Origin of the sequence: Shewanella fodinae, assembly GCF_014651955.1 — a bacterium.
In the GTDB taxonomy this organism is placed as follows: domain Bacteria; phylum Pseudomonadota; class Gammaproteobacteria; order Enterobacterales; family Shewanellaceae; genus Shewanella; species Shewanella fodinae.
In genome coordinates, this window is sequence record NZ_BMXW01000008.1 from 47924 (window position 1) to 68318 (window position 20395).

General features: G+C 48.9%; 19 protein-coding genes. 6 read left to right on the plus strand and 13 right to left on the minus strand.

Going from position 1 to position 20395, the window contains the following annotated elements:
* Positions 1-150: 150 nt before the first annotated feature.
* Both IE064_RS09075 and erpA read left to right on the plus strand, forming a co-directional pair.
* Positions 151-957 (plus strand): DUF6776 family protein, encoded by an 807-nt coding sequence (locus tag IE064_RS09075; protein ID WP_189617551.1) that lies wholly within the window; start codon positions 151-153, stop codon positions 955-957.
* The gene (gene erpA, locus IE064_RS09080; RefSeq protein ID WP_133038015.1) at positions 950-1300 is read left to right on the plus strand and encodes an iron-sulfur cluster insertion protein ErpA; all 351 of its coding nucleotides are present in this window, start codon (positions 950-952) and stop codon (positions 1298-1300) included. Before IE064_RS09075 ends, erpA begins: the two co-directional genes overlap by 8 nt.
* A gap of 67 nt (positions 1301-1367) precedes the next feature.
* Here erpA and IE064_RS09085 read toward each other — a convergent pair whose 3' ends face one another.
* The 4 genes from IE064_RS09085 to IE064_RS09100 form a co-directional block, all read right to left on the minus strand.
* On the minus strand, positions 1368-1781 hold the full coding sequence (locus tag IE064_RS09085; RefSeq protein WP_189617552.1) for a hypothetical protein: 414 nt from the start codon (positions 1779-1781) through the stop codon (positions 1368-1370).
* A gap of 7 nt (positions 1782-1788) precedes the next feature.
* The gene (locus IE064_RS09090; protein WP_133038164.1) at positions 1789-2130 is read right to left on the minus strand and encodes a DUF2750 domain-containing protein; all 342 of its coding nucleotides are present in this window, start codon (positions 2128-2130) and stop codon (positions 1789-1791) included.
* 110 nt (positions 2131-2240) lie between these two features.
* Positions 2241-3350 carry an anhydro-N-acetylmuramic acid kinase gene (locus tag IE064_RS09095; RefSeq protein WP_189617553.1) on the minus strand — a complete coding sequence of 370 codons (1110 nt, stop codon included), beginning with the start codon at positions 3348-3350 and terminating at the stop codon, positions 2241-2243.
* Positions 3351-3363: 13 nt separating this feature from the next.
* The gene (locus IE064_RS09100; protein ID WP_189617554.1) at positions 3364-4767 is read right to left on the minus strand and encodes a peptidoglycan DD-metalloendopeptidase family protein; all 1404 of its coding nucleotides are present in this window, start codon (positions 4765-4767) and stop codon (positions 3364-3366) included.
* A 123-nt stretch (positions 4768-4890) separates the two neighbouring features.
* Between IE064_RS09100 and tyrS the strand changes: the two genes are divergently transcribed.
* Positions 4891-6090, plus strand: coding sequence for a tyrosine--tRNA ligase (gene tyrS / locus IE064_RS09105; protein WP_189617555.1), 1200 nt, complete (start codon positions 4891-4893; stop codon positions 6088-6090).
* A 47-nt stretch (positions 6091-6137) separates the two neighbouring features.
* Here the strand turns inward: tyrS and IE064_RS09110 are convergent, their stop codons facing one another.
* The 7 genes from IE064_RS09110 to gltB all read right to left on the minus strand — a co-directional run bounded on the left by IE064_RS09110 (position 6138) and on the right by gltB (position 15493).
* Positions 6138-6593, minus strand: coding sequence for a hypothetical protein (locus tag IE064_RS09110; RefSeq protein ID WP_189617556.1), 456 nt, complete (start codon positions 6591-6593; stop codon positions 6138-6140).
* A 91-nt stretch (positions 6594-6684) separates the two neighbouring features.
* Entirely contained in the window at positions 6685-7158 is a 474-nt protein-coding gene (locus IE064_RS09115) for a nuclear transport factor 2 family protein (protein ID WP_373295257.1), read from the minus strand.
* A 219-nt stretch (positions 7159-7377) separates the two neighbouring features.
* Complete coding sequence (locus IE064_RS09120; protein ID WP_133038165.1) at positions 7378-7758, minus strand: DUF2721 domain-containing protein; 381 nt, start codon at positions 7756-7758, stop codon at positions 7378-7380.
* A 61-nt stretch (positions 7759-7819) separates the two neighbouring features.
* On the minus strand, positions 7820-8806 hold the full coding sequence (locus tag IE064_RS09125) for a cobalamin biosynthesis protein (RefSeq protein WP_189617557.1): 987 nt from the start codon (positions 8804-8806) through the stop codon (positions 7820-7822).
* Between the two features lie 9 nt (positions 8807-8815).
* Positions 8816-9508: a 5'-methylthioadenosine/adenosylhomocysteine nucleosidase gene (locus IE064_RS09130; protein ID WP_189617558.1), complete on the minus strand. Its 693-nt coding sequence runs from the start codon at positions 9506-9508 to the stop codon at positions 8816-8818.
* Positions 9509-9630: 122 nt separating this feature from the next.
* Complete coding sequence (locus tag IE064_RS09135) at positions 9631-11037, minus strand: glutamate synthase small subunit GltD family protein (protein WP_189617559.1); 1407 nt, start codon at positions 11035-11037, stop codon at positions 9631-9633.
* Between the two features lie 7 nt (positions 11038-11044).
* A complete protein-coding gene (gene gltB, locus IE064_RS09140) occupies positions 11045-15493 on the minus strand; it encodes a glutamate synthase large subunit (RefSeq protein WP_189617560.1) in 4449 nt (1482 codons plus the stop codon).
* A 460-nt stretch (positions 15494-15953) separates the two neighbouring features.
* Between gltB and mnmL the strand changes: the two genes are divergently transcribed.
* The 3 genes from mnmL to oxyR all read left to right on the plus strand — a co-directional run bounded on the left by mnmL (position 15954) and on the right by oxyR (position 18440).
* On the plus strand, positions 15954-16865 hold the full coding sequence (gene mnmL, locus IE064_RS09145; protein WP_189617561.1) for a tRNA modification radical SAM protein MnmL/YtqA: 912 nt from the start codon (positions 15954-15956) through the stop codon (positions 16863-16865).
* A 134-nt stretch (positions 16866-16999) separates the two neighbouring features.
* Positions 17000-17365, plus strand: a complete 366-nt coding sequence (locus tag IE064_RS09150; RefSeq protein ID WP_189617562.1) for an Hpt domain-containing protein — start codon at positions 17000-17002, stop codon at positions 17363-17365.
* 166 nt (positions 17366-17531) lie between these two features.
* Positions 17532-18440, plus strand: a complete 909-nt coding sequence (gene oxyR / locus IE064_RS09155; RefSeq protein WP_133038028.1) for a hydrogen peroxide-inducible genes transcriptional activator OxyR — start codon at positions 17532-17534, stop codon at positions 18438-18440.
* Positions 18441-18450: 10 nt separating this feature from the next.
* Here the strand turns inward: oxyR and IE064_RS09160 are convergent, their stop codons facing one another.
* Positions 18451-19524, minus strand: coding sequence for an adenylate/guanylate cyclase domain-containing protein (locus IE064_RS09160; protein ID WP_229799933.1), 1074 nt, complete (start codon positions 19522-19524; stop codon positions 18451-18453).
* A 123-nt stretch (positions 19525-19647) separates the two neighbouring features.
* Positions 19648-20322, minus strand: coding sequence for a DNA mismatch repair endonuclease MutH (gene mutH / locus IE064_RS09165; RefSeq protein ID WP_189617563.1), 675 nt, complete (start codon positions 20320-20322; stop codon positions 19648-19650).
* Positions 20323-20395 lie beyond the last annotated feature (73 nt).

Below are 20395 nucleotides of genomic sequence, written 5' to 3' on the forward strand. Positions count from 1 at the left end.
CGCGCCGATGGTGGCATAACTCCGTAACATCCCTTTGAGGTGCTCCGTAATTAAGGCGGAACACTTTTTAAGTTTTGACGCCAGCCGTCGCATTTAGCGATGGTGACGGGGTTCCCCACACTCACGATTGCCTATAGGGGCCACAAGATAATGGCAAAATATCACCGTTGGCTATTTCGGCTGCAGCTACTGGAGCGAAATATCCGACCATCATCTGTGTATTTACTGGCACTGCTACTGATTGCGTTTGCCGTTGGGGCGTTATCCCTGTCGCTGTGGCAAGATAATAGTCCCACTTCAAATAAATCTAATATTATTAAGATCAATCAATTAAGAGCTGAATTGACTGGACAGTCACAAATATTGGCCAGTCGTAACCTTGAATTACAGTTGGCAAAAGAGTCCAATAAACAGATGCAGGAGATGTTTGCCAAGCAACATCAGAAGCAGCAGGAGTTGGAGCGAGAGCTGACGTTTTACCGCAGTATCATGGCGCCAGAGAACAATGTTGATGGCGTGGCGATTAACGGTATGGAGTTACAAGCAGGGCATAAAGCCGGGAGTTACCGTCTGCGGCTTGTCCTGACTCAACTACAGAAACGTAAGCAGCCGCTGAAGGGCAATGCCGAGGTAACGTTACAAGGGCTTAAAGCGGGTAAAGAAACCAACATCAGCTTGGAGTCTTTGATAGGTAAAGGCAAACTTAATTTTAACTTTAAGTATTTCCAGGTTGTTGAAACCGAATTTGTGCTTCCAGATGCCTTCGAGCTGCAGCGGATCTCGGCTAAAGTGATTGTGCCTGCTAGCCGTTGGAGCAAAGGCGGTGAAACCGAACAAAGTTATAGTGTGCCTGAATTACTGACTGGAGAAAAAGACTCCGGCATAATACTTGAACAAGAAGGTCAGGTATTAGATAATTCGCCACAGCAATCAGATGTAAGAGGTAGTAATGACTGAACAAGCTGAATCAGCAATGCCCATCCGTTTTACTGATGCGGCGGCTGCAAAAGTAAAAGCTTTGCTGGAAGAAGAACAAAACAGTGCGCTTAAACTGCGGGTTTATGTGACTGGTGGCGGCTGTTCAGGATTTCAGTACGGCTTCACCTTCGACGAAAAAATTAACGATGGTGATTTAACCGTAGAAAAGCAGGGCGTACAACTGATAGTTGACCCAATGAGTCTGCAATATCTGGTCGGTGGCGAAGTGGATTACACTTCCGGGCTGGAAGGCTCTCGCTTCTTTGTTAAAAACCCTAATGCTAAAACCACCTGTGGTTGTGGTGCCAGTTTTTCTGTTTGACCCAGACACCACGAAAAAACCGTCCAGATGGACGGTTTTTTTATCTCTTTTTCAAGTTCAACCTTTGCTACTGCATAATATTGAAGTTGATATCTCGACAGAAAAAGCGACTGACCTTAGCGCTGAACACCAGCCACAGTTGTAGCATGGTCAGTGCGATCAATAATCCTATACTTAGCCAGCCAGGAACGCTATCTAGGTAATGCCACAGTTGGCTTTGTTGGAGTTGCTGTTGCAGTTGTGGGTTAATCTCAAGCAGATATGGCAGCAATGTGCTACCTGTTAGGCCGACAATAGCGTAACCCCGCAACAACCACAATCCCGCCTTATGACGTGCCGTGATGGCGAGTAACATCATTAAGGTTAATAGCGACAGAATAACTCCACGACCATAAAACAGCCCACTCAGTGCCAGTATTGCGTATACCAGCATCAGCGCTAATAAGCGTTTCGGTAGGGGACTTTGGGTGGGCGCAGTCATCAAAAACTCAGTGTGATTTTTTAGGCGAAAGGGTTTCGTCGAACTCGTAAGGTGATACTACCACTCCCAGATCGTCAACCAGCGGGAATACAGCAACCAGCAAGTCATCGTCGGCCATCCCAGGAGTCCAACGTTCCTGCCAGTCCCATAGGCTAACAGACAACGGCTGACAATCCTGCCAATCTTCCTGGGCCCACTCTCTAGCGGCTTCTTCGCTCGGCCAAACCGGAATACAGTCTTCGTCCTCAGTGGTCAGCATTACGCAGCCATTATCGTCATGTAACACCCATAACTCTTTTTTCTCACGGACTTGCTCAATCATATAGTCAAAGCGTTTGTCCGGTGACATTTTAGGTGTTTTTTTCGTGGATGTTTCAGCTTTCACTGCATTCGGTCCTGTCAACTGTTGAGGCGGCGCATGCTACCACTGTGGTGTGAGATGATAAAGCCTCTGCCATATTATTTTGCTGGAAATCTAGCACCCAGCACCGCTTCTCTGGATGCGCCAGTGACCGCTGGCAGGTTGGCGGGTAAACCTTCAACATGGCGTAGTGCCAGCCAAGCAAAGGCAATACCCTCGACCCATTTGGGATCTACGCCCAGCGCGGCAGTCGACAGTAAATGGTGTTGCGGTAATAGCGCCGCCAGCCGTTGCATCAGTGTTTTATTCAGGGCACCACCGCCGCAGACGTAAACCTCACCACTAGTGCATAGTTTGCGAATGTCATTGGCAATGCTATGGCAGCTCAAATCTAGTAGTGTTGACTGGATATCCTCTTCACTCAATTGTCCAAACTCTGACAACTGTTGTTCCAGCCATGCTTGGTTGAACAGCTCGCGCCCGGTACTTTTGGGATAGGCTTGTGAGAAATAGGGATGAGACAGTAGTTGCTGCAATAATCCTTGATGGGTGGTGCCGCTGGCGGCCCATAGACCATCGCGATCGAATGGTTGCTGTTTCACCTGTTGGATCCACGCATCGATTAGTGTGTTGCCGGGACCGGTATCAAATCCTAGCACTTGGCGGCTGTCTCCCGGCAGATAAGTCACATTACCTATACCACCAATGTTGAGGATCACTCGTGTAACGCCAGCTTCGGCAAAAACCTGTTGATGGAATGCGGGAACAAGTGGGGCACCTTGTCCTCCCAGCGCGATATCTTTGCGGCGAAAGTCGGCAATAACATCGATGCCGGTTTCCGCTGCAATAGTATTGGGATCGCCTATTTGCAAAGTAAAACCGACCTCTAAATTGGGCATGTGTCTGACGGTCTGACCGTGGCTGCCGATCGCGATAATCTCTGAGGCCGGAATCTGTGCTTTTGCTAGCAGTTGAGTAACTGCTTGCGCAAATATTTTCCCAACCGTGCGGTCCAGGCGACCCAGGCGATTAATTTCATCGTTGCCGGGTTGGCACAACCGCTGTAGCCCTTTATACAGATGCTCGGGATAATCCTCTGTATGGTGGGCCACCAGTTTAGGTTGGTTTCCCGAAAAATCCACCAGTGCAGCATCTACGCCATCCATGCTGGTGCCTGACATCAGTCCGATGTAATAAGCGGTTTTCATGTGCATATTTCCGTTATTGTCTGGCAATTCTGATCTGTTGATTATGGGCTATGGTTGCCATGAGCTGATTACTGATAGCCATAAATTTAGCTTTTTCTTTGGTGGCGATAGGCAAAGCCTTCGGCAAGTCAACGGTGCGTGGATTGCGGTGGGTGCCGTTGACGATAAATTCATAATGCAGATGGGCGCCGGTTACCCGGCCTGTGCGCCCTAACGTCCCGATAATTTGCCCTTGTTTGATGTTATCGCCGCGTTTGACTTTGCGTTTGTTTAAATGCAGATACTTAGTGGTATAGGTGTCATTGTGTTTGATGAACACATAATTACCATTGTACTGGTTGTAACTGGCTTCAATCACTTTGCCGTCACCGGCAGCTTTTATGGGGGTACCAATGGTGGCTACATAATCTACGCCCCGGTGGGGCCGCACCAATCCGGTAACCGGATGCAGACGCTTGGGGTTAAAGTTAGAGCTCACATACTTAAAGTCGACCGGTGAGCGCAAGAAGGCTTTACGCATGCTGCGGCCATCCGCTGAATAATAGTTACCATCGGAATAACGCACGGCAGTATAACGCTGGCCTTGGTTGATGAATTCTGCCGCCATAATATTACCGTTGCGTAAAAACTGACCATCGGCATATTCCTGTTCATAGACTAGGGCAAAGCTGTCGCCAGCACGCAGATCCAATGCAAAATCCACATCCCAGCCAAAGATGGTTGCCAATTGCATGATCTGCGCCGGGGTCAGTCCAGCATCTACCCCAGCGTTCCAGAAATTACTTTTGATTTCGGCACTGACAAACTGCTGCCGGTTTTCCACATCTTTGTTGGTCACTTTGGCTTGATAACCCTCACCATTCTTTAAAATGATCAGGGTAGAGATAGCATCTATCTGGTAGCGCAGTTCCTGCAATGCGCCACTGCTATCTTTACCAATGATGATCTCTTCACCCGGCATGATTTTGATTAAGTTCTGTTTTGCCAGCGGCAGTTGAGTAATGTCATAGACTTCTCGCGCACTTAGTTGTGCTCGGTTAAACACTGCAGCCAGCGTGTCGCCTTGCTTGATATCAAAATGTTCCAGCTCGGCCATTGCACTGGGTTCTGTATCGGTTTTCGGCTCAAGCGCCTGTTGGGTTTCGTCGGTGATTTCTTCTGTGATGGCTTCGGCTGCGGCTTCAGACTCCTCTGGCACGCCACTCTCAGACGTTTCTACCGCTGCTGGTGCCGCTGGCGTACGGAATGCCAGTGGCACCTCGTAGCGGATATTGCTGTTAGTCGCAGGTGTTTGGCGCGAAGCCGAGGCATCATCAACGGGAAATATCAGTACGATAAAAGCGAAGACAACGAGAATACAGAGCAGAATCTGGTGTTTTTTCGGCAGTAGTTGGAACAGTGTTATAAGTTTTGCCATTGACCCCGGTACCAAATCGTCAAACTTGGGCATTACGCACCAGTTTACACACTTTAAATTAGGCTGGCTAACAAGTAACATAAGTCTCTTTGATTTTGAAGTGCCTTGGGAGTTGTTGGCAAAATGGCTGATTTAGCGCAGGTAATGGCGGAGATTAAACGCGGTACTGACGAAATTCTGCTGGAATCTGATCTGGTTGAAAAACTGCAAGAAGGGCGTCCGCTGAAGATTAAACTCGGTGCTGACCCAACCGCACCCGATATTCATCTGGGACACACAGTAATCCTGAATAAGCTGCGCACTTTCCAGGAACTTGGTCATGAGGTGATTTTCCTCATCGGTGATTTCACCGGTATGGTGGGGGATCCAAGTGGTAAAAATAGTACTCGACCACCGCTGACGCGGGAACAGGTATTGGCCAATGCCGAAACCTATAAAGAGCAGGTGTATAAGATCCTTGACCCGGCGAAAACCCGTATTGTGTTTAATTCTAGTTGGCTGGAGCAACTCGGCGCGGCAGGGATGATCCGCTTGGCATCGCGACAGACTGTCGCCCGCATGATGGAACGGGACGATTTTAAAAAGCGTTACGCTGCGGGCCAATCAATTGCCATCCACGAATTTATGTACCCCTTGTTGCAGGGCTATGACTCTGTCGCGCTGCATGCCGATGTGGAATTGGGTGGCACCGATCAGAAGTTTAATCTGCTGATGGGCCGTGAACTGCAAAAGGCTGAAGGACAAAAGCCACAAGCCGTCATTATGATGCCGTTGCTGGAAGGGCTGGATGGCGTTAAGAAAATGTCCAAGTCTGCGGGTAACTATATCGGTGTTAGCGAAGCCCCTGATGAGATGTTCGGTAAACTGATGTCTATCTCTGATGAACTGATGTGGCGTTATTTTGAGTTGTTGTCATTCCGTCCTTTGGGCGAAATCGAACGGTTTAAGACAGATGTGAGCAACGGTGCTAATCCTCGTGATATCAAGATCTTGTTGGCAAAAGAGATCATTGCCCGTTTCCATAGTGAGACCGCTGCCGAGGCCGCACATCAGGCATTTATCGACCGTTTCCAAAAAGGTGCCTTGCCGGAGGATATCGAAGAGATCACTGTGACTGCCGGGGCTGAAGGTGTTGCGGTGGCTAATCTGCTGAAAGATGCCGGGCTGGTGGCGTCTACATCTGAAGCCCTGCGCATGATTAAGCAAGGCGCGGTGAAGATGGATGGTGAACGGTTGGATGACGGCAAACAACACTTTGCGGCTGGTGTGACTGCCGTATTTCAGGTGGGTAAGCGCAAGTTTGCCAAGGTCACCGTGGGTTAACGATAATGTTTTGCGACCACAAAGGGCCAACTGGCCCTTTGTTTTTTCTAGGGTTCTGTCGAGTCAATCGCATTGGCTTTACAGTGCTTGGTGCTAAAAAAATCATCTTTACTGCAACGCCAACTCAAGCGGGCTTTATGCAGTTCCCAATTACCGGCTTTTTTGTCCAACGCTAAGATCAATAACAGCTGTGGATGACCAAGTTTAGGCGGCCTGACACTGTAGGTGATGACTTGTCCTTGATACTCTTTTGATTTCACCAGTTCGAAACTAGCGCCTGCATATTGTTGGCTGATGAGCTTGGGGTCGTGACTCCAGGCAACCTGCTGTTGCTGCGCTTGTGCCAAGGTCTTATTGAAATGATTGACGGGCTGCGTTGCGTAAGATAGCACCATCGGCGCTTCTGGTAATGCCTGATGAGCGATTGTTTCCAACGTGGCGGCCGCCTTACCACAGTAAAGTAGCAACAAACCTAAGATTACGCCGGTTAAAAAACGCCCCATGAACACCTCTTTCTTTCATACAACGCGAGCTATTTAGGTAGTCTCTCCTGTCTATTGGGACTGCTGTTGAATGAAAGAGTTCCTTCAGCGCTTACTGAACTGCTAGTTGGTCTGCCATCGTCTGGTAGTCAATGAAATCTTGATGTTTGATTACCCGGTGATTCAACATATCCAGATTGAGGGTAGTGACGCCAGGGATAGCGATATCGATAATTTTCCCGGGTTTACCGAACTGCTCTCCCGGGCCTTTGAAGTGATAGTTACCTATCATGACCACTAATGACCCCGAGTTGAACATATGCTCGATGTTGAATTCGTATTCCAATACGCCACGATGTGCCCGTTCTAGAAATTCTATGATATGGCGAGAGCCGGTGTAACTGCGGCCTGCTGTGACATCAATAAAAACACTGTCACGGTTGTAAAAGGTTTCCAGCTTCTGATAATCGTGATTGGTGTAGGCGTCGATATAGCTCATGGCCATCTGTTGTTCTCGCGGCATTTCACTGTTATCCGCCAACAAAGGGAAAGCTATCATGACTAAAATCAACCACAGATAACGCAAACTATTTTCTCTTCCGGACAATTGTTGATACAAGATGCTGCGACATAGATACCGTTGCGGATAGTGTCGTCCGGACTGTATAAAAAATACCATCAGCAGAAATCCGGAGGGTTTTGGCATAATGCCTTGTGCTCTAGAGCGAATCAACCCTCAGGGCACAGGGAAATGTCAGCAACGGTCAATCTTGGGTAAAACGGCGGCAACACTGCGTCGCAATGTTTAAATATCATCCATTTGTTGCAAATGGATGTTAAGTGCATCCACTGAAATACGAATTTCCAGCACGGATAGAACCAATGAATACAACAGAAGCAGCAGACTGCCACCAAAAACCAGCGAACCAGCCTGATTGAACCCCAGATAAATCAGTATCATACATAGCACGCATAAGGCGAAACTGGAAACGCCAGCTTCCTGCATGCGTCTGATGATCACAATCCGCCGTCGCAGATTTTTCAGTTGTTCACTGGCTACTGGCTTTTCCGCTGCGCTGAGGCTGCGGATCAGTGCTGCCAGCGAGAAAAAACGGTTGGTATATGCCAGCAGTAGCAGCGAAATCGCCGGGAATAACAGCGCTGGAGTGGTCAGCGATATAGACATTTGTTCCAGCACGATATCTCTCCTGAATTCCATAAAACGACAAACGTATTATATGAAGCTTTTAATGGGCGTGAAACCAGCGTAGAACTACCCAAATCACAGGAATGGCACAGAGCAAAATTAACCAGAAGGCCATTGCAGCTTTTACCAGACTACGAGCGCGGTCAATATCAGCCGCTAACGGCAAGCTACCAAAACGATAACGGTTGCTATTGATCTTGTTGCCTGTGTATTTTTGTGGTCCTCCCAGCTCAATATGCAGCATCGCTGCGCTTAAAGCATATAGTTGCTGGTAGCTGTTAAGTTCAGGGTTCTGCACAACAGGGAAGCGTTTAAACAGCCAGGGTAAGCCTCCGTTAATCGCCAAAGAGAATCGCCATAGCCATGAGGGTAGCCAGAACAACATCTGATTAGCCCAACTTAATGGTTGACTGAAATAACGGTAGCGGGGGGCTTGTGGCCACCAGCGTTGCTGTAGTTGCCACAGCATGGCGAGCAGCAAACAAACCGGAGCACCAAATAATATATAAGCCAGCAAACTTGCCAGCAGTCGATAAGCGGGCATCGTCACCAGCGTTTCAATGGTGGTTTTGGCAATACCTGTTTCAGACAACTCCTCGGTATCACGGGCGACCCAAGACGACAACCGACTTCTGGCGAGCACTTTGTCTTGTGCTTTTAAAGACTGACTGATCTCAGCTGCAACGCCAACAAAGCGCAGATCCTGCAGACAAAAATAGAGGAGCAGCATTTCAAAAAACCACGGATATACCGCCAGATATAACAGCAGTGAGCTAATTACCCAAAAGGGTAATATCAGTAGCAGTAATGCTAATATCCCCGCCAGTGCCTGTTGGTTGGCCGCACGGTTGGTATGCAGCACTTTCGCCGCAAGCGCATTTGCCAGTTCTCCCAACCATAGTAATGGCTGAAAATGCGCTGGCAGTGGCAGCAGTTTTATCGCCAGTAATGGCACCAGCATCGTGGCGAAATAACGCAGTAATTCGCCATCTTCAGTCAGCAACTTATTGATAAAGGTCGCCAGCATCAGTTTGGCTCAGAGGTGATGTAACATGCCAATCACCATCAACGCCGAATGCTTGCCCGCTTTTACGAGGTAAGCATCAAAGTCGACTGGTGAATTGTTGTTGGCATTGTCAGACAGTGAACGGATCACCACAAAGGGCACCTTAAACTGATGGCACACCTGCGCAACTGCAGCGCCTTCCATTTCGCATGCGGCCATTTGCGGGAAATGCTGACGCATGATAGCAGTGCGCTCAGGATCGCAGATAAAACTATCTCCCGTGCAGATCTGACCGGTAACCGCTTGCACTTCACCTAAGCCGACGACGGCCTGTTTGGCGGCAGCAACCAGCTTGGTATCCGCGATAAAGGCCGCAGGTTGTTGTGCCATTTGACCCATTTCATAACCAAAGGCGGTGACATCAACATCGTGATAACGCAGTTCGTTGGAAATGACGATGTCACCGATATTCAGTTCATCCACAAAACCACCAGCTGAACCGGTGTTGATAACCGCATCAACGGCAAATTTTTCGATGAGCAGGCTGGTTGCCACCGCTGCGGCTACTTTGCCAATTCCTGAGCGAGTGATAACAACGTCCTTACCCGCCAGTCGGCCACTGACAAATTCCACCGCTCCGAGGGTGACAGTGTGTGGACTCTGCAGTTCGGCAATCAGGTGTGCAACTTCCGGCTCCATCGCGCCGATGATCCCAATCTTCATGGATAAACCTTTATTAATTCAGATAGAAAAACGGCTCAATATACCATAGTGAATGGCGGCCACAAAAAAATGCGCATCGCGGTAATGCGGATGCGCAATAGGGAGAAAAATAGGCCTTGTTGCTAATCGAAGAAGTTGAGGATACCTCGTGCGGCTTCACGGCCTTCGGCGATGGCGGTAACCACCAAATCTGAGCCACGCACCATATCGCCACCAGCAAACACCTTCGGATTGCTGGTTTGAAATGGGGTGTCACTGTCTTTGGGGGCTTTAACCCGTTGCCACTGATCGACTTCAATGCCGTAATCGGCAAACCAGCTAGCCGGGCTGGGCTGAAATCCAAAGGCGATGATCACCGCATCGGCTGGCAATAACTGTTCACTGCCAGCAATGGGTTCGGCACGGCGACGTTCACTACTGTCGGCAGCGCCCATCTGGGTCTCCACACATTCAATGCCAACGACCTTACCGTCGTCGGTTTTAATGGCTGTCGGTTGCCGATTAAATAGAAACTCTACACCCTCTTCTCGGGCGTTTTTCACTTCGCGACGTGAGCCGGGCATATTTGCTTCGTCACGACGATAAGCACAGGTAACTGATGCCGCGCCCTGACGGATGGCGGTACGCACACAGTCCATGGCGGTATCGCCGCCGCCAAGCACCACGACCTTCTGCCCCTGCAAATTGATGTATGGTTGCTGCGGATCGGTTTCACCTAACAATTTTTTCGTGTTGGCGACGAGATAGGGCAGTGCTTGAATAACACCGTGAGCATCTTCTCCCGGCAGACCTGAAGTCATGGCGCTGTAGGTTCCCATTCCTAGAAATACCGCATCGTATTCATCCAGTAATTCGTTGAACGCTACGTCTTTGCCAACTTCAGTGCCAAGCCGGAATTCGATTCCCATGCCTTCCATCACTTTACGGCGGGTTTCCATGACAGATTTGTCCAGCTTGAAGGCAGGGATACCATAAGTGAGCAAACCGCCAATTTGCTGATAGCGGTCGTAAACCACCGCTTTTACGCCGTTACGGGCCAAGATATCGGCACAGCCAAGGCCAGCGGGACCGGCACCAATAATCGCTACCCGCTCTTTGCGTGCGATCACTTGGCTCATGTCGGGACGCCATCCCTGAGCAATCGCGGTATCGGTAATATATTTTTCAACATTACCGATAGTGACTGCACCATATTCAGCATTGAGGGTGCAGGAACCTTCGCAGAGTCTATCCTGCGGACATACCCGGCCACAAACTTCCGGCAAGGTATTGGTCTCATGCACTAGCTCTGCCGCTTCCATAATCCGCCCCTGTTTGGCGAGATCTAGCCAGTTAGGAATGTAATTATGCAACGGGCAGCGCCATTCACAGTATGGGTTGCCACAATCCAGACAGCGGTCTGCTTGTTGGCTGACTTGCTGCTGAGTAAAGGGCTGGTAAATCTCGATAAACTGTGTCTTTCGCAGCGCTGTTGGCTGCTTGTCAGGATCGACACGGTCTACTTCAATAAACTGAAAGTTGTTACTCATTGACTCATTACCCCGCTTTAACTGCTAGTTCAGGGCTGGGCAAATTTGCTTTAAGCAGATCTGCCGCTGCAATATTTTTGGGTTTGACCAGCACAAAACAATCCAGCCAGTTCTCAAAGTCATGCAGAATGGCTTTTGCATGTTCACTGCCAGTTTCGGCCACATGGTCTTCAATCAGACTTTTGAGGTGCTGTTGATGGATGGGAGCGTCAACTTTTAATAACTCAACCATCTCTTTGTTAACGCGCCGACCAAAGCGGCCAAACTGGTCAAAGACATAGGCAAAACCGCCGGTCATCCCCGCGCCGAAATTGACGCCAGTAGTTCCCAACACGACCACTATGCCGCCAGTCATATATTCACAGCCGTTGTCGCCCACGCCTTCAACTACCGCCAACGCACCGGAATTGCGCACCGCAAAACGCTCACCCGCACGGCCAGCAGCATATAACTTACCACCGGTGGCGCCGTACAAGCAGGTGTTGCCAATGATGGCGCTGCGCTCAGATTTAAACGGACTGCTGTGTGGTGGATAGATACTGAGCTTGCCACCCGACATCCCTTTGCCCACATAATCATTGGCATCGCCACAAAGTGATAGTTCCAGCCCAGGGCTGTTCCAGACGCCAAAACTCTGACCTGCACTGCCATTAAAACGGATTTGTAGCGGCTGCGGACAACCTTTGAGGCCCCATTTACCGGCAATGTAGCCAGATAAGGCTGCTCCCACGGAACGGTCAGTGTTGTTAATTGTGAAACAAGCATCAAAGCCGTCACCTTTATCCACCAACTCGCTACATTTCGTCAGTAATTCCTGATTAAGCAAACCTTGGTCAGCGGGCTCGTTCAGTTCTCGCCAGGTGAGAGCGGTTGTGGCACGTACTTCAGGACGGTAGAGAATCGGTGATAAATCTAACCCCTGTTGTTTATCGGTATCACCCGCTAACAGTTGCAACCATTCAGTATGGCCTACCAGATCTTCAAAGCGGGACACACCCAGTTTGGCCATCCATTCCCGAACTTCTTCTGCGACAAACTGGAAGTAAGTCATGACGCGTTCCGGTAAACCGTGGAAGTGCTTATCGCGTAATTTCTGATCCTGAGTCGCTACGCCAGTTGCGCAGTTATTGAGATGGCAAATACGCAGATAACGGCAGCCAAGTGCAATCATCGGTACCGTGCCAAAACCAAAACTTTCAGCCCCCAGCAGTGCGGCTTTAATCACATCTGTGCCGGTTTTGAGCCCACCATCCACCTGCAGGCGGATTTTATGGCGAAGCCCATTCTGTACCAATGACTGATGTACTTCCGATAACCCCAGTTCCCAGGGACTGCCGGCATATTTAACAGATGTCAGCGGACTAGCGCCTGTGCCACCGTCGTATCCGGCAACTGTGATCATATCGGCATAAGCCTTGGCAACCCCGGTAGCAATGGTACCGATGCCCGGTTCAGATACCAGTTTTACGGAGATCATTGCTTTGGGGTTGATCTGTTTCAGATCGAAAATCAGCTGTGCCAAATCTTCAATTGAGTAGATGTCATGATGTGGTGGCGGTGAAATCAGCGTTACCCCAGGGCGTGAATAGCGCAAAGTGGCAATTTCCACGCTGACTTTATGTCCAGGTAACTGACCGCCTTCCCCTGGTTTTGCCCCTTGCGCAACTTTGATCTGTAAGACATCGGCATTGATCAAATAGTGGGCGGTAACACCAAAACGGCCAGACGCAATCTGCTTAATGGCGGAGTTACGTTCAGTGTTAAAGCGGCGTGGGTCTTCACCACCTTCCCCAGAGTTAGAACGGCCTCCCAAACGGTTCATGGCGATTGCCAATGCTTCGTGAGCTTCAGGACTCAGTGCACCGATACTCATTGCTGCGGTGTCAAACCGCTGATAAAGATTTTTATCAGGTTCGACCTCGGCTAATGTCAGCGATGGTTTATCTCCTTGGATGCGCATCAGGTCGCGAAAGGTGGTCACTGGTCGCTCATCGACCAATTTGGCAAACTGCTTGTACAATCCGTAATCTTGCTGATTTAACGCTGTCTGCAGAGTATTCACCACATCCGGATTGAATGCGTGGTATTCGCCGCCTTCCACATACTTCAGTAAGCCGCCTTGAGCCACAGGTTGGTGTGCTCTGAAGGCTGCTTGAGTGCGTTGTTTAACATCGGCTTCAATCCCCGCAAAGCCTACCCCTTGGATGCGACTAACCACACCTTTAAAGCACTGTTCAATCACTTCATCGGCTAGACCAATGGCTTCGAACAACTGGCTGCAACGGTATGAGGCAACGGTGGATATGCCCATTTTGGAGATAATCTTGCGCAGCCCTTTTTCGATGCCATAGCGATAGTTGAGCATGGCGGTCACAATCTCATCTTGCTGATGTTGCTTCGCCAACTGTGCAATGGTTTCGTATACCAGATAGGGGTAAATGGCTGTAGCGCCAAATCCGAGCAATACTGCAAAATGGTGCGGGTCACGGACGCTGCCGGTTTCTACGATAATATTAGTATCGCAGCGCAAGCTTTTGCTGACCAACATCTGCTGTACTGAACCTACCGCCATTGCCATAGGGATAATCAGCGTTTCTTTGGCGATATTACGATCTGACAGCACCACCAGTGTCGTCCCGCTACGTGCCAGTTTCTCGGCCTCGTCGGTGATACGTTTTATTGCGTTGTGTAGCCCTTCATCGGGATTGTATGCCAGATCTATGATGCTGGCTCGGTAGTAGGTGCTGTCAAGCCCAAGCAACTGATGGAAATCGCTATAGAGCAACACTGGCGAGTTAAACATTACCCGGTAAGCATGCCCAGTGGTCTCATTGAACAGGTTCTGTTCTTTACCGATGCAGGTCGCCAGTGACATCACATGTTTTTCCCGCAAGGGGTCGATAGGTGGGTTAGTGACCTGCGCAAATTTCTGGCGGAAATAGTCGTAGAGTGTGCGCTGTTTACGCGATAGCACCGCCATCGGCGTGTCATCGCCCATGGAGCCAATGGCTTCTTCTCCTTTACTGGCGAGCACCCAGATAATCTGTTCCATCTCTTCGCGGGTGTAACCAAACATCTTTTGGTATTTGAGCAGGGTCTGCTCATCAAATTCACTAACCCCAAGCTGCGCTACCGGAAGTTCCTCGGCTGGCACTAACGTGCGGCTGTTTTTGGCCATCCATTCTTTGTAGGGATGACGGCGTTTCAGGTCATTATCAATCTCAAATGACTGATAAAGACGGCCGCGAACTGTGTCCAGAACCAGTAATTCTCCCGGACCGACTCGACCTTTTTCGATGACTTCGTCTGGGGCGTAGTCCCAAATTCCTACTTCTGACGCCAATGTCAGGATGCGGTCCTTAGTAATGATGTAGCGAGATGGGCGCAGGCCGTTACGGTCCACCGCGCAGGCCGCGTGACGGCCATCGGTCATAACAATACCGGCAGGGCCATCCCAAGGTTCCATATGCATGGAGTTAAAGTCATAGAAGGCTTTCAACTCTTCATCCATTTCCGGGTTGCTTTGCCAGGCTGGTGGGATCAATAAGCGCATTGCACGATAGAGATCCATACCACCTGCAAGCAGCATTTCCAGCATATTGTCTAGCGATGACGAATCTGAGCCAGTTTCGTTCACAAATGGCGCCGCCTGCTGTAGATCCGGCAATAACGGGGAATTGAATTTGTAAGCACGTGCTCGCGCCCATTGGCGGTTACCGGTAATGGTGTTGATTTCACCATTGTGGGCAAGAAAGCGAAAAGGTTGCGCCAGTGGCCATTTGGGGGACGTATTGGTGGAAAAACGTTGGTGAAATAGACAGATGGCACTTTGTAAGCGCATGTCTGCCAGGTCCGAATAGAAAGTCGGCAAGTCGGCTGGCATCATCAGACCTTTGTAAACGATAACCTGAGCCGACAAACTGGCAACATAAAAATCTTTGTCATCAAGTAGTTGTTTTTCAAGACGCCGTCGCGCCATATACAAGCGACGTTCCACATCTTCAATGCGCCAGCCGACTGGGGCATTTACCAACACCTGCCATATCTGTGGCACGCTGGCTTTACCTATCTCACCGAGAACGTCACCATTAACTGGTACTTTTCGCCAGCCAGCAATACTGAGCGTTTCTCTTTCAAGTTCCTTTTCAGTCAGATATTTGGCAGTTGCAGCCTGCTCTTCGTCCTGACTTAGAAACAACATTCCCACCGCAAACTTGCGGCTGAGATGCCAGCCTTCCTCGGCAGCAACGGCTTCAAAAAAACTGACGGGCATTTGCATAAGCAAACCACAACCATCGCCGGTGCGCCCATCCGCGGCGATCCCTCCTCGATGTTTCATTCGGTCAAGACCATGAATGGCTGTACGCACAATGCGGTGGCTGGCTTCACCATCCATCTGCGCGATCAGACCGAATCCACAGTTTTCCCGCTCGAAACTGGGATGATACAAACTCATACAAACCCCCAACTAAACACCCACATACTGCGCTATAGCAACAATGTTCTATAGATATGCACCCGAACGAACCAAATTATCCTGAGACTCTTCAAAGGTCAAACCAAAAAATTGCATATATAGAATTAAAATAACGGTATTTTATAAAGAATTTTTAATTATGTTCCGTTAACGTCAACTGTATTTTTAATCGTATAACATTATGAATAAAAAGAAATTTATAAAGTTATTAAAAAAATAGATACGTTAAATTAACATACTATTGTAGCGAAGAAGTAGGACTGTTTGCTGTTTTTTTAGGCAAAAAAATAATAACTAATTAGTCAATTTGTGTGAGTAACTATGCAAAATGATGTGGATTGTGGGAACATAACGTATATCAGTGAAGTTTGATGTGGGGCAATACGCTGTGTAATGGTGGTTGTTAAGCTAGCGGTTTTTTAGTGTAGCGCAGTAGCTTATGGGACTGGATGACTTTGTCTCAACATTTGCAATGTATTGTCAGCAGCGATTTGGTGAAGGTGTGCAGAAGCTGACACTAGATGCGAATTTTACCTGTCCAAACCGTGATGGCACATTGGGTCGTGGCGGTTGTACCTTTTGTAATGTGGCATCGTTTACTTATGTACTTGGTAGTGAGCAATCGATAACAACACAATTGTCTGAGGGAAAGCAGCGACTACGGGCAAAAGCTTCGAAATTTTTAGCCTATTTCCAGGCATATACCAGCACTTATGAGGAATATGCTGTACTGCAGCAGCGTTATGATGAAGCGCTAGCGAGTACCGATTTGGTCGGCTTATGTGTTGGGAGTCGACCAGATTGTTTACCCGACAAGGTGCTCGATCTATTGCTGGCGTATCAGCAGCAGGGACACGAAGTATGGTTAGAACTGGGATTGCAAAGTGCTCACGATGACACGTTGAAGCGGATTAACCGTGGTCACGATTTTGCTACCTATGTAGATGCGGTGGAGCGTGCTCGCAAACGAGGGTTGAAAGTTTGTACCCATCTGATCCTCGGTTTACCTGGAGAGGATAATATCATGCACTTGCAGACCTTACAGCGCGTACTGGCCGTGGGTGTTGACGGCCTAAAACTACATCCGTTACATATTGTAGAGGGTAGTACCATGGCAAAGGCTTGGCGCTGTGGGCGGTTATTGCCACCCACTATGGAACAGTACGCTGCTAGTGCCGGTGAATTAATTCGTCATACGCCTAGAGACATTATATTCCATCGTGTTACCGCTTATGCTAAGCCTCCTGTGTTGCTGGCACCACAGTGGTGCAGTAGTCGCTGGAAAGGGTTAAATGCGGTTGTGCAGGAACTGGCGCGTGCTGGTGGGCAAGGGTCTGCATTATCTCGCTGATTTTAAAATTCTTTATAAAGTTTGTCGGCATATTGTTAACAGTTGGCTATCCGATGGGAATCGATGGCTTTTAAGTTGCGCTCAACTTTTTACTGGGTATGATGTGGTAAATTTAGACGTCAAGGAGCGCCTGTATGGCTACCTCGGATTTGGAAACGATACTGGACCTTAACACTTTGGAACAATACTGTAGCGCCATTGGTGCTGGGACTCTGCTCAAGAGCGTGGTGTTGTTTGAACAGTTGTTACCTGAGTATCTGAGCAATCTGCAACAGGCTGCTGGAGCAAATAATAAAGAGCAACTTTGCTCTGAAGCGCATAAATTTAAAGGCGCCGCTGGATCAGTGGGTCTGAAGCGCGTCCATTATTACGCTCAGTTATTACAACATGGCGAAGATCCTGAATGGGATAATCAACATCAGGCGTGGTTACAGCAAATTTTGACCGAGGTTACGGCAGATTTGCAGCAGTTGAAGTCATTTCTGGAAGCCAAAGCCTGACATCTGTGGCATCAGTCCCTCGGCGTCATATATAACGATTCATTACGCTGCGGTACGGTGGCGCCTATCTCGTAAGCTTTTGTCGCGAAGATGGCTACTGCCCAGCGGCACTTTTGTGGTAATTTGGTCACATCTCCCTAGGGAGCACCAGTCGGAAACGGATGCGATGAAACCTTTGCCCAGTTTGAAAAACCTTTATTATTTGGTCAATCTGCATCAGGAGCAGAATTTCAATCGTGCTGCCGGTATTTGTCACGTTAGCCAATCGACGCTGTCCAGCGGCATCCAGAATCTGGAAGAACAACTTGGTTATCAACTGATTGAGCGCGATCATAAGTCGTTTATGTTTACCGCCATCGGCGAAGAAGTTGTGCAACGGGCACTGAAAATTCTCACCGATGTGGATGACCTAGTGGAATTAGTGAAAAATCAGGGCGAACCCATGACCGGGGAAATCCGTTTAGGGTGTATCCCAACCATTGCCCCATTCTTGTTGAGTCGTTTAGTCAAACAGTGCCACGAAAATTACCCTCAGCTCAGTTTGTTATTGAAAGAAGATACTACCGAACGGTTATTAGCCGCATTGGGTAAGGGCGAGTTAGATCTGTTGTTGCTAGCATTGCCCGCTGACGTGACAGGCTATCACAGCATGAAAGTGGGAATAGACCCCTTTAAAATGGTGATCCACAAAGATCTTGCTGACTCAGTGCATGAACCAGTGGATTATCAGGCATTGCCCGATGAAAGTATTTTCTTGCTGCAAACTGAGCATTGTATTACCGGTCACGCTATCAGCGCCTGTCAGTTGGGCGATAGTCGTAAGGTCAATCCTTTCGCTGCTACCAGTTTGCACACACTGGTACAGATGGTAAACAGCAAATTGGGGACAACTTTTTTACCACAGATGGCAATTGACGCCGGCATTCTTAACGATACGGACTTGACGGTGCTGGCACCTCCTGGAGAGGCTCCCTACCGCGAAATCGGTCTGGTGTGGCGGCAGACAACGAGTCGTATTCGCACTTTCAGGGCGTTAGGACTGGAAGTGCAGAAGCTATTACAGCAGAAACTCTAATACGTAGGGGTTAGCCTTGCTTGGGTTTGACACCGTACACTTCAATTGAGTGTTGTTTGCCTTTGAGTTTTACCGGACCGAGGTTGGTGAGTTGGTACTCGCTATGGTCATTTTCTAGACGGGCAACTAATGCACCAGACAGCAGCATCCGTTGTCCCAGCGGGTTACACTGATCCTGCAACCGCGCTAATGTGTTGATCACATCGCTAAAGAAGCTGATCTCTTGTTTCTGCACCCCAACCACGGCGGCAACTACCTGACCGCAATGGGCTGCCGCTTTGAATTTTGGCACAAAACCATACTGCTCTTCAAAGTAACGACGTTGCCAGTTGAGTTGTTGGCTAAATTCAAAATACACGTTCATGCAGCGATCATTGATGATCCCTTGCGACAGTGGCCAATGGATCAACACCGCATCACCCATATAACGATAAATTTCAGCATCATTGTTGGTAATGGTTTCTGACAACAAGCTGAAACAGTCTTGAATCAATCGGCTGAACCGATAATCCCCCAGTGATTCAGCGTGGGTGGTGGACGCCACCATGTCTATGTATAGGAACAGCCGCTGTTCATAGCGGGGACGATGATATTTCCCCATGCCAATGTTTAGCAGAATTCGTGGCCCCACCAGTAACGCCATCTGCTCAATGAACGCCAGCCCGACCCGGACCACCACCAGATAAATCATCAACGCTTGGAATGACGGGCTGTAGAGAATATGTATCGTCAGCATCTGCCGCAAGGTGGCAATATGGTTTTCAATCGCCCACATATTTAGATACTGAGTCATGTATGCCAGCGTGGTGGCGCCTAACAGCAGGAATAAGCCCTTAAAGATAACCGAGAAGATATAAGGCAGCCGGTTAATAGCGCTGAAATCTGCAATCAGGTTCGACATCCAGTGCAGACTGCCGAAAATAATCCCCATGTACACCGCGAGCGTGGCCAAATCCCCTGAGCCAACAGCCCATTGGGGCAACTCAGTCGATTGGGAATAACGGAAAAATACGAAGGCTGACATTGCTCCGGTCCAGGCCAGAATGGCGAACAGAAGTTTCTTTGCCTGTACACGTGCTCTCACGGATTGGGACAGATCCTACAATTTCATTGGCTTATATAAGAGGCGGTAGTTTATCGATATCAACAGGGCGATTCCAGTGATAAATGTGATCTATATCAAACCAATCTCATATCTTTTGTGTGACTAGCCAAAATATTGTCGCAGTATTTGGCGAGTAAAGGCGGTTTTCAGATAGAACCCTCGAGGATTCGTCAGTTGCAGGCTACCATCTGCGGCTATGCTCTCGGTGAGGGTGCGACTGTTGGCGGCCTTTGGACGCAATTGCAGCACTTCACCATGACGCGCTGTAATGCTTGAAACCTTACCAAGACTGATCAGTTCCATGATCTCTTCCCAGTCTTGTTGTAATAGGCGTTGCTGCTCCGCGTCGGGGCGCCAAAGAATCGGCATGCCGATGCGCCTATCTGCGGGCGCGAGCGTTCTGTCGCCCTGAACGGGTATCCACAGTACCTGCTGTAATTTGTGATATACCAAGCTTTGCTGCCAACGCAGGCCGGTAATATTGACTAATGGCGCGACACAGACGTAAGTGGTTTCTAATGGCTGTCCCTGAACATCCACCGGAATGCTCTTTAACTCCACACCCAAATGTAAAAAATCCTGTTGCGGTTTAGAGCCAGCATTTGCTCCCAACGCCATTTCCAATAATTGTCCAGGCCAGCCTTTATCACGGCGCAGGTTTTGGGGGGCGGTTTGTCCAAGCGACAACGCCAACTGCCCAAGTGTGAGTCCTGCCAGTGACTCCGCGCGTTGCAGCAATTGTTCAACGGATTCTGGCGGGGGAATAATGGTATTCATGAGGTGATTTTACCTGAATTCGCATCAGCAACAATGACGTTCAAAATCTGTTCAGTACGATAAATACATTGCT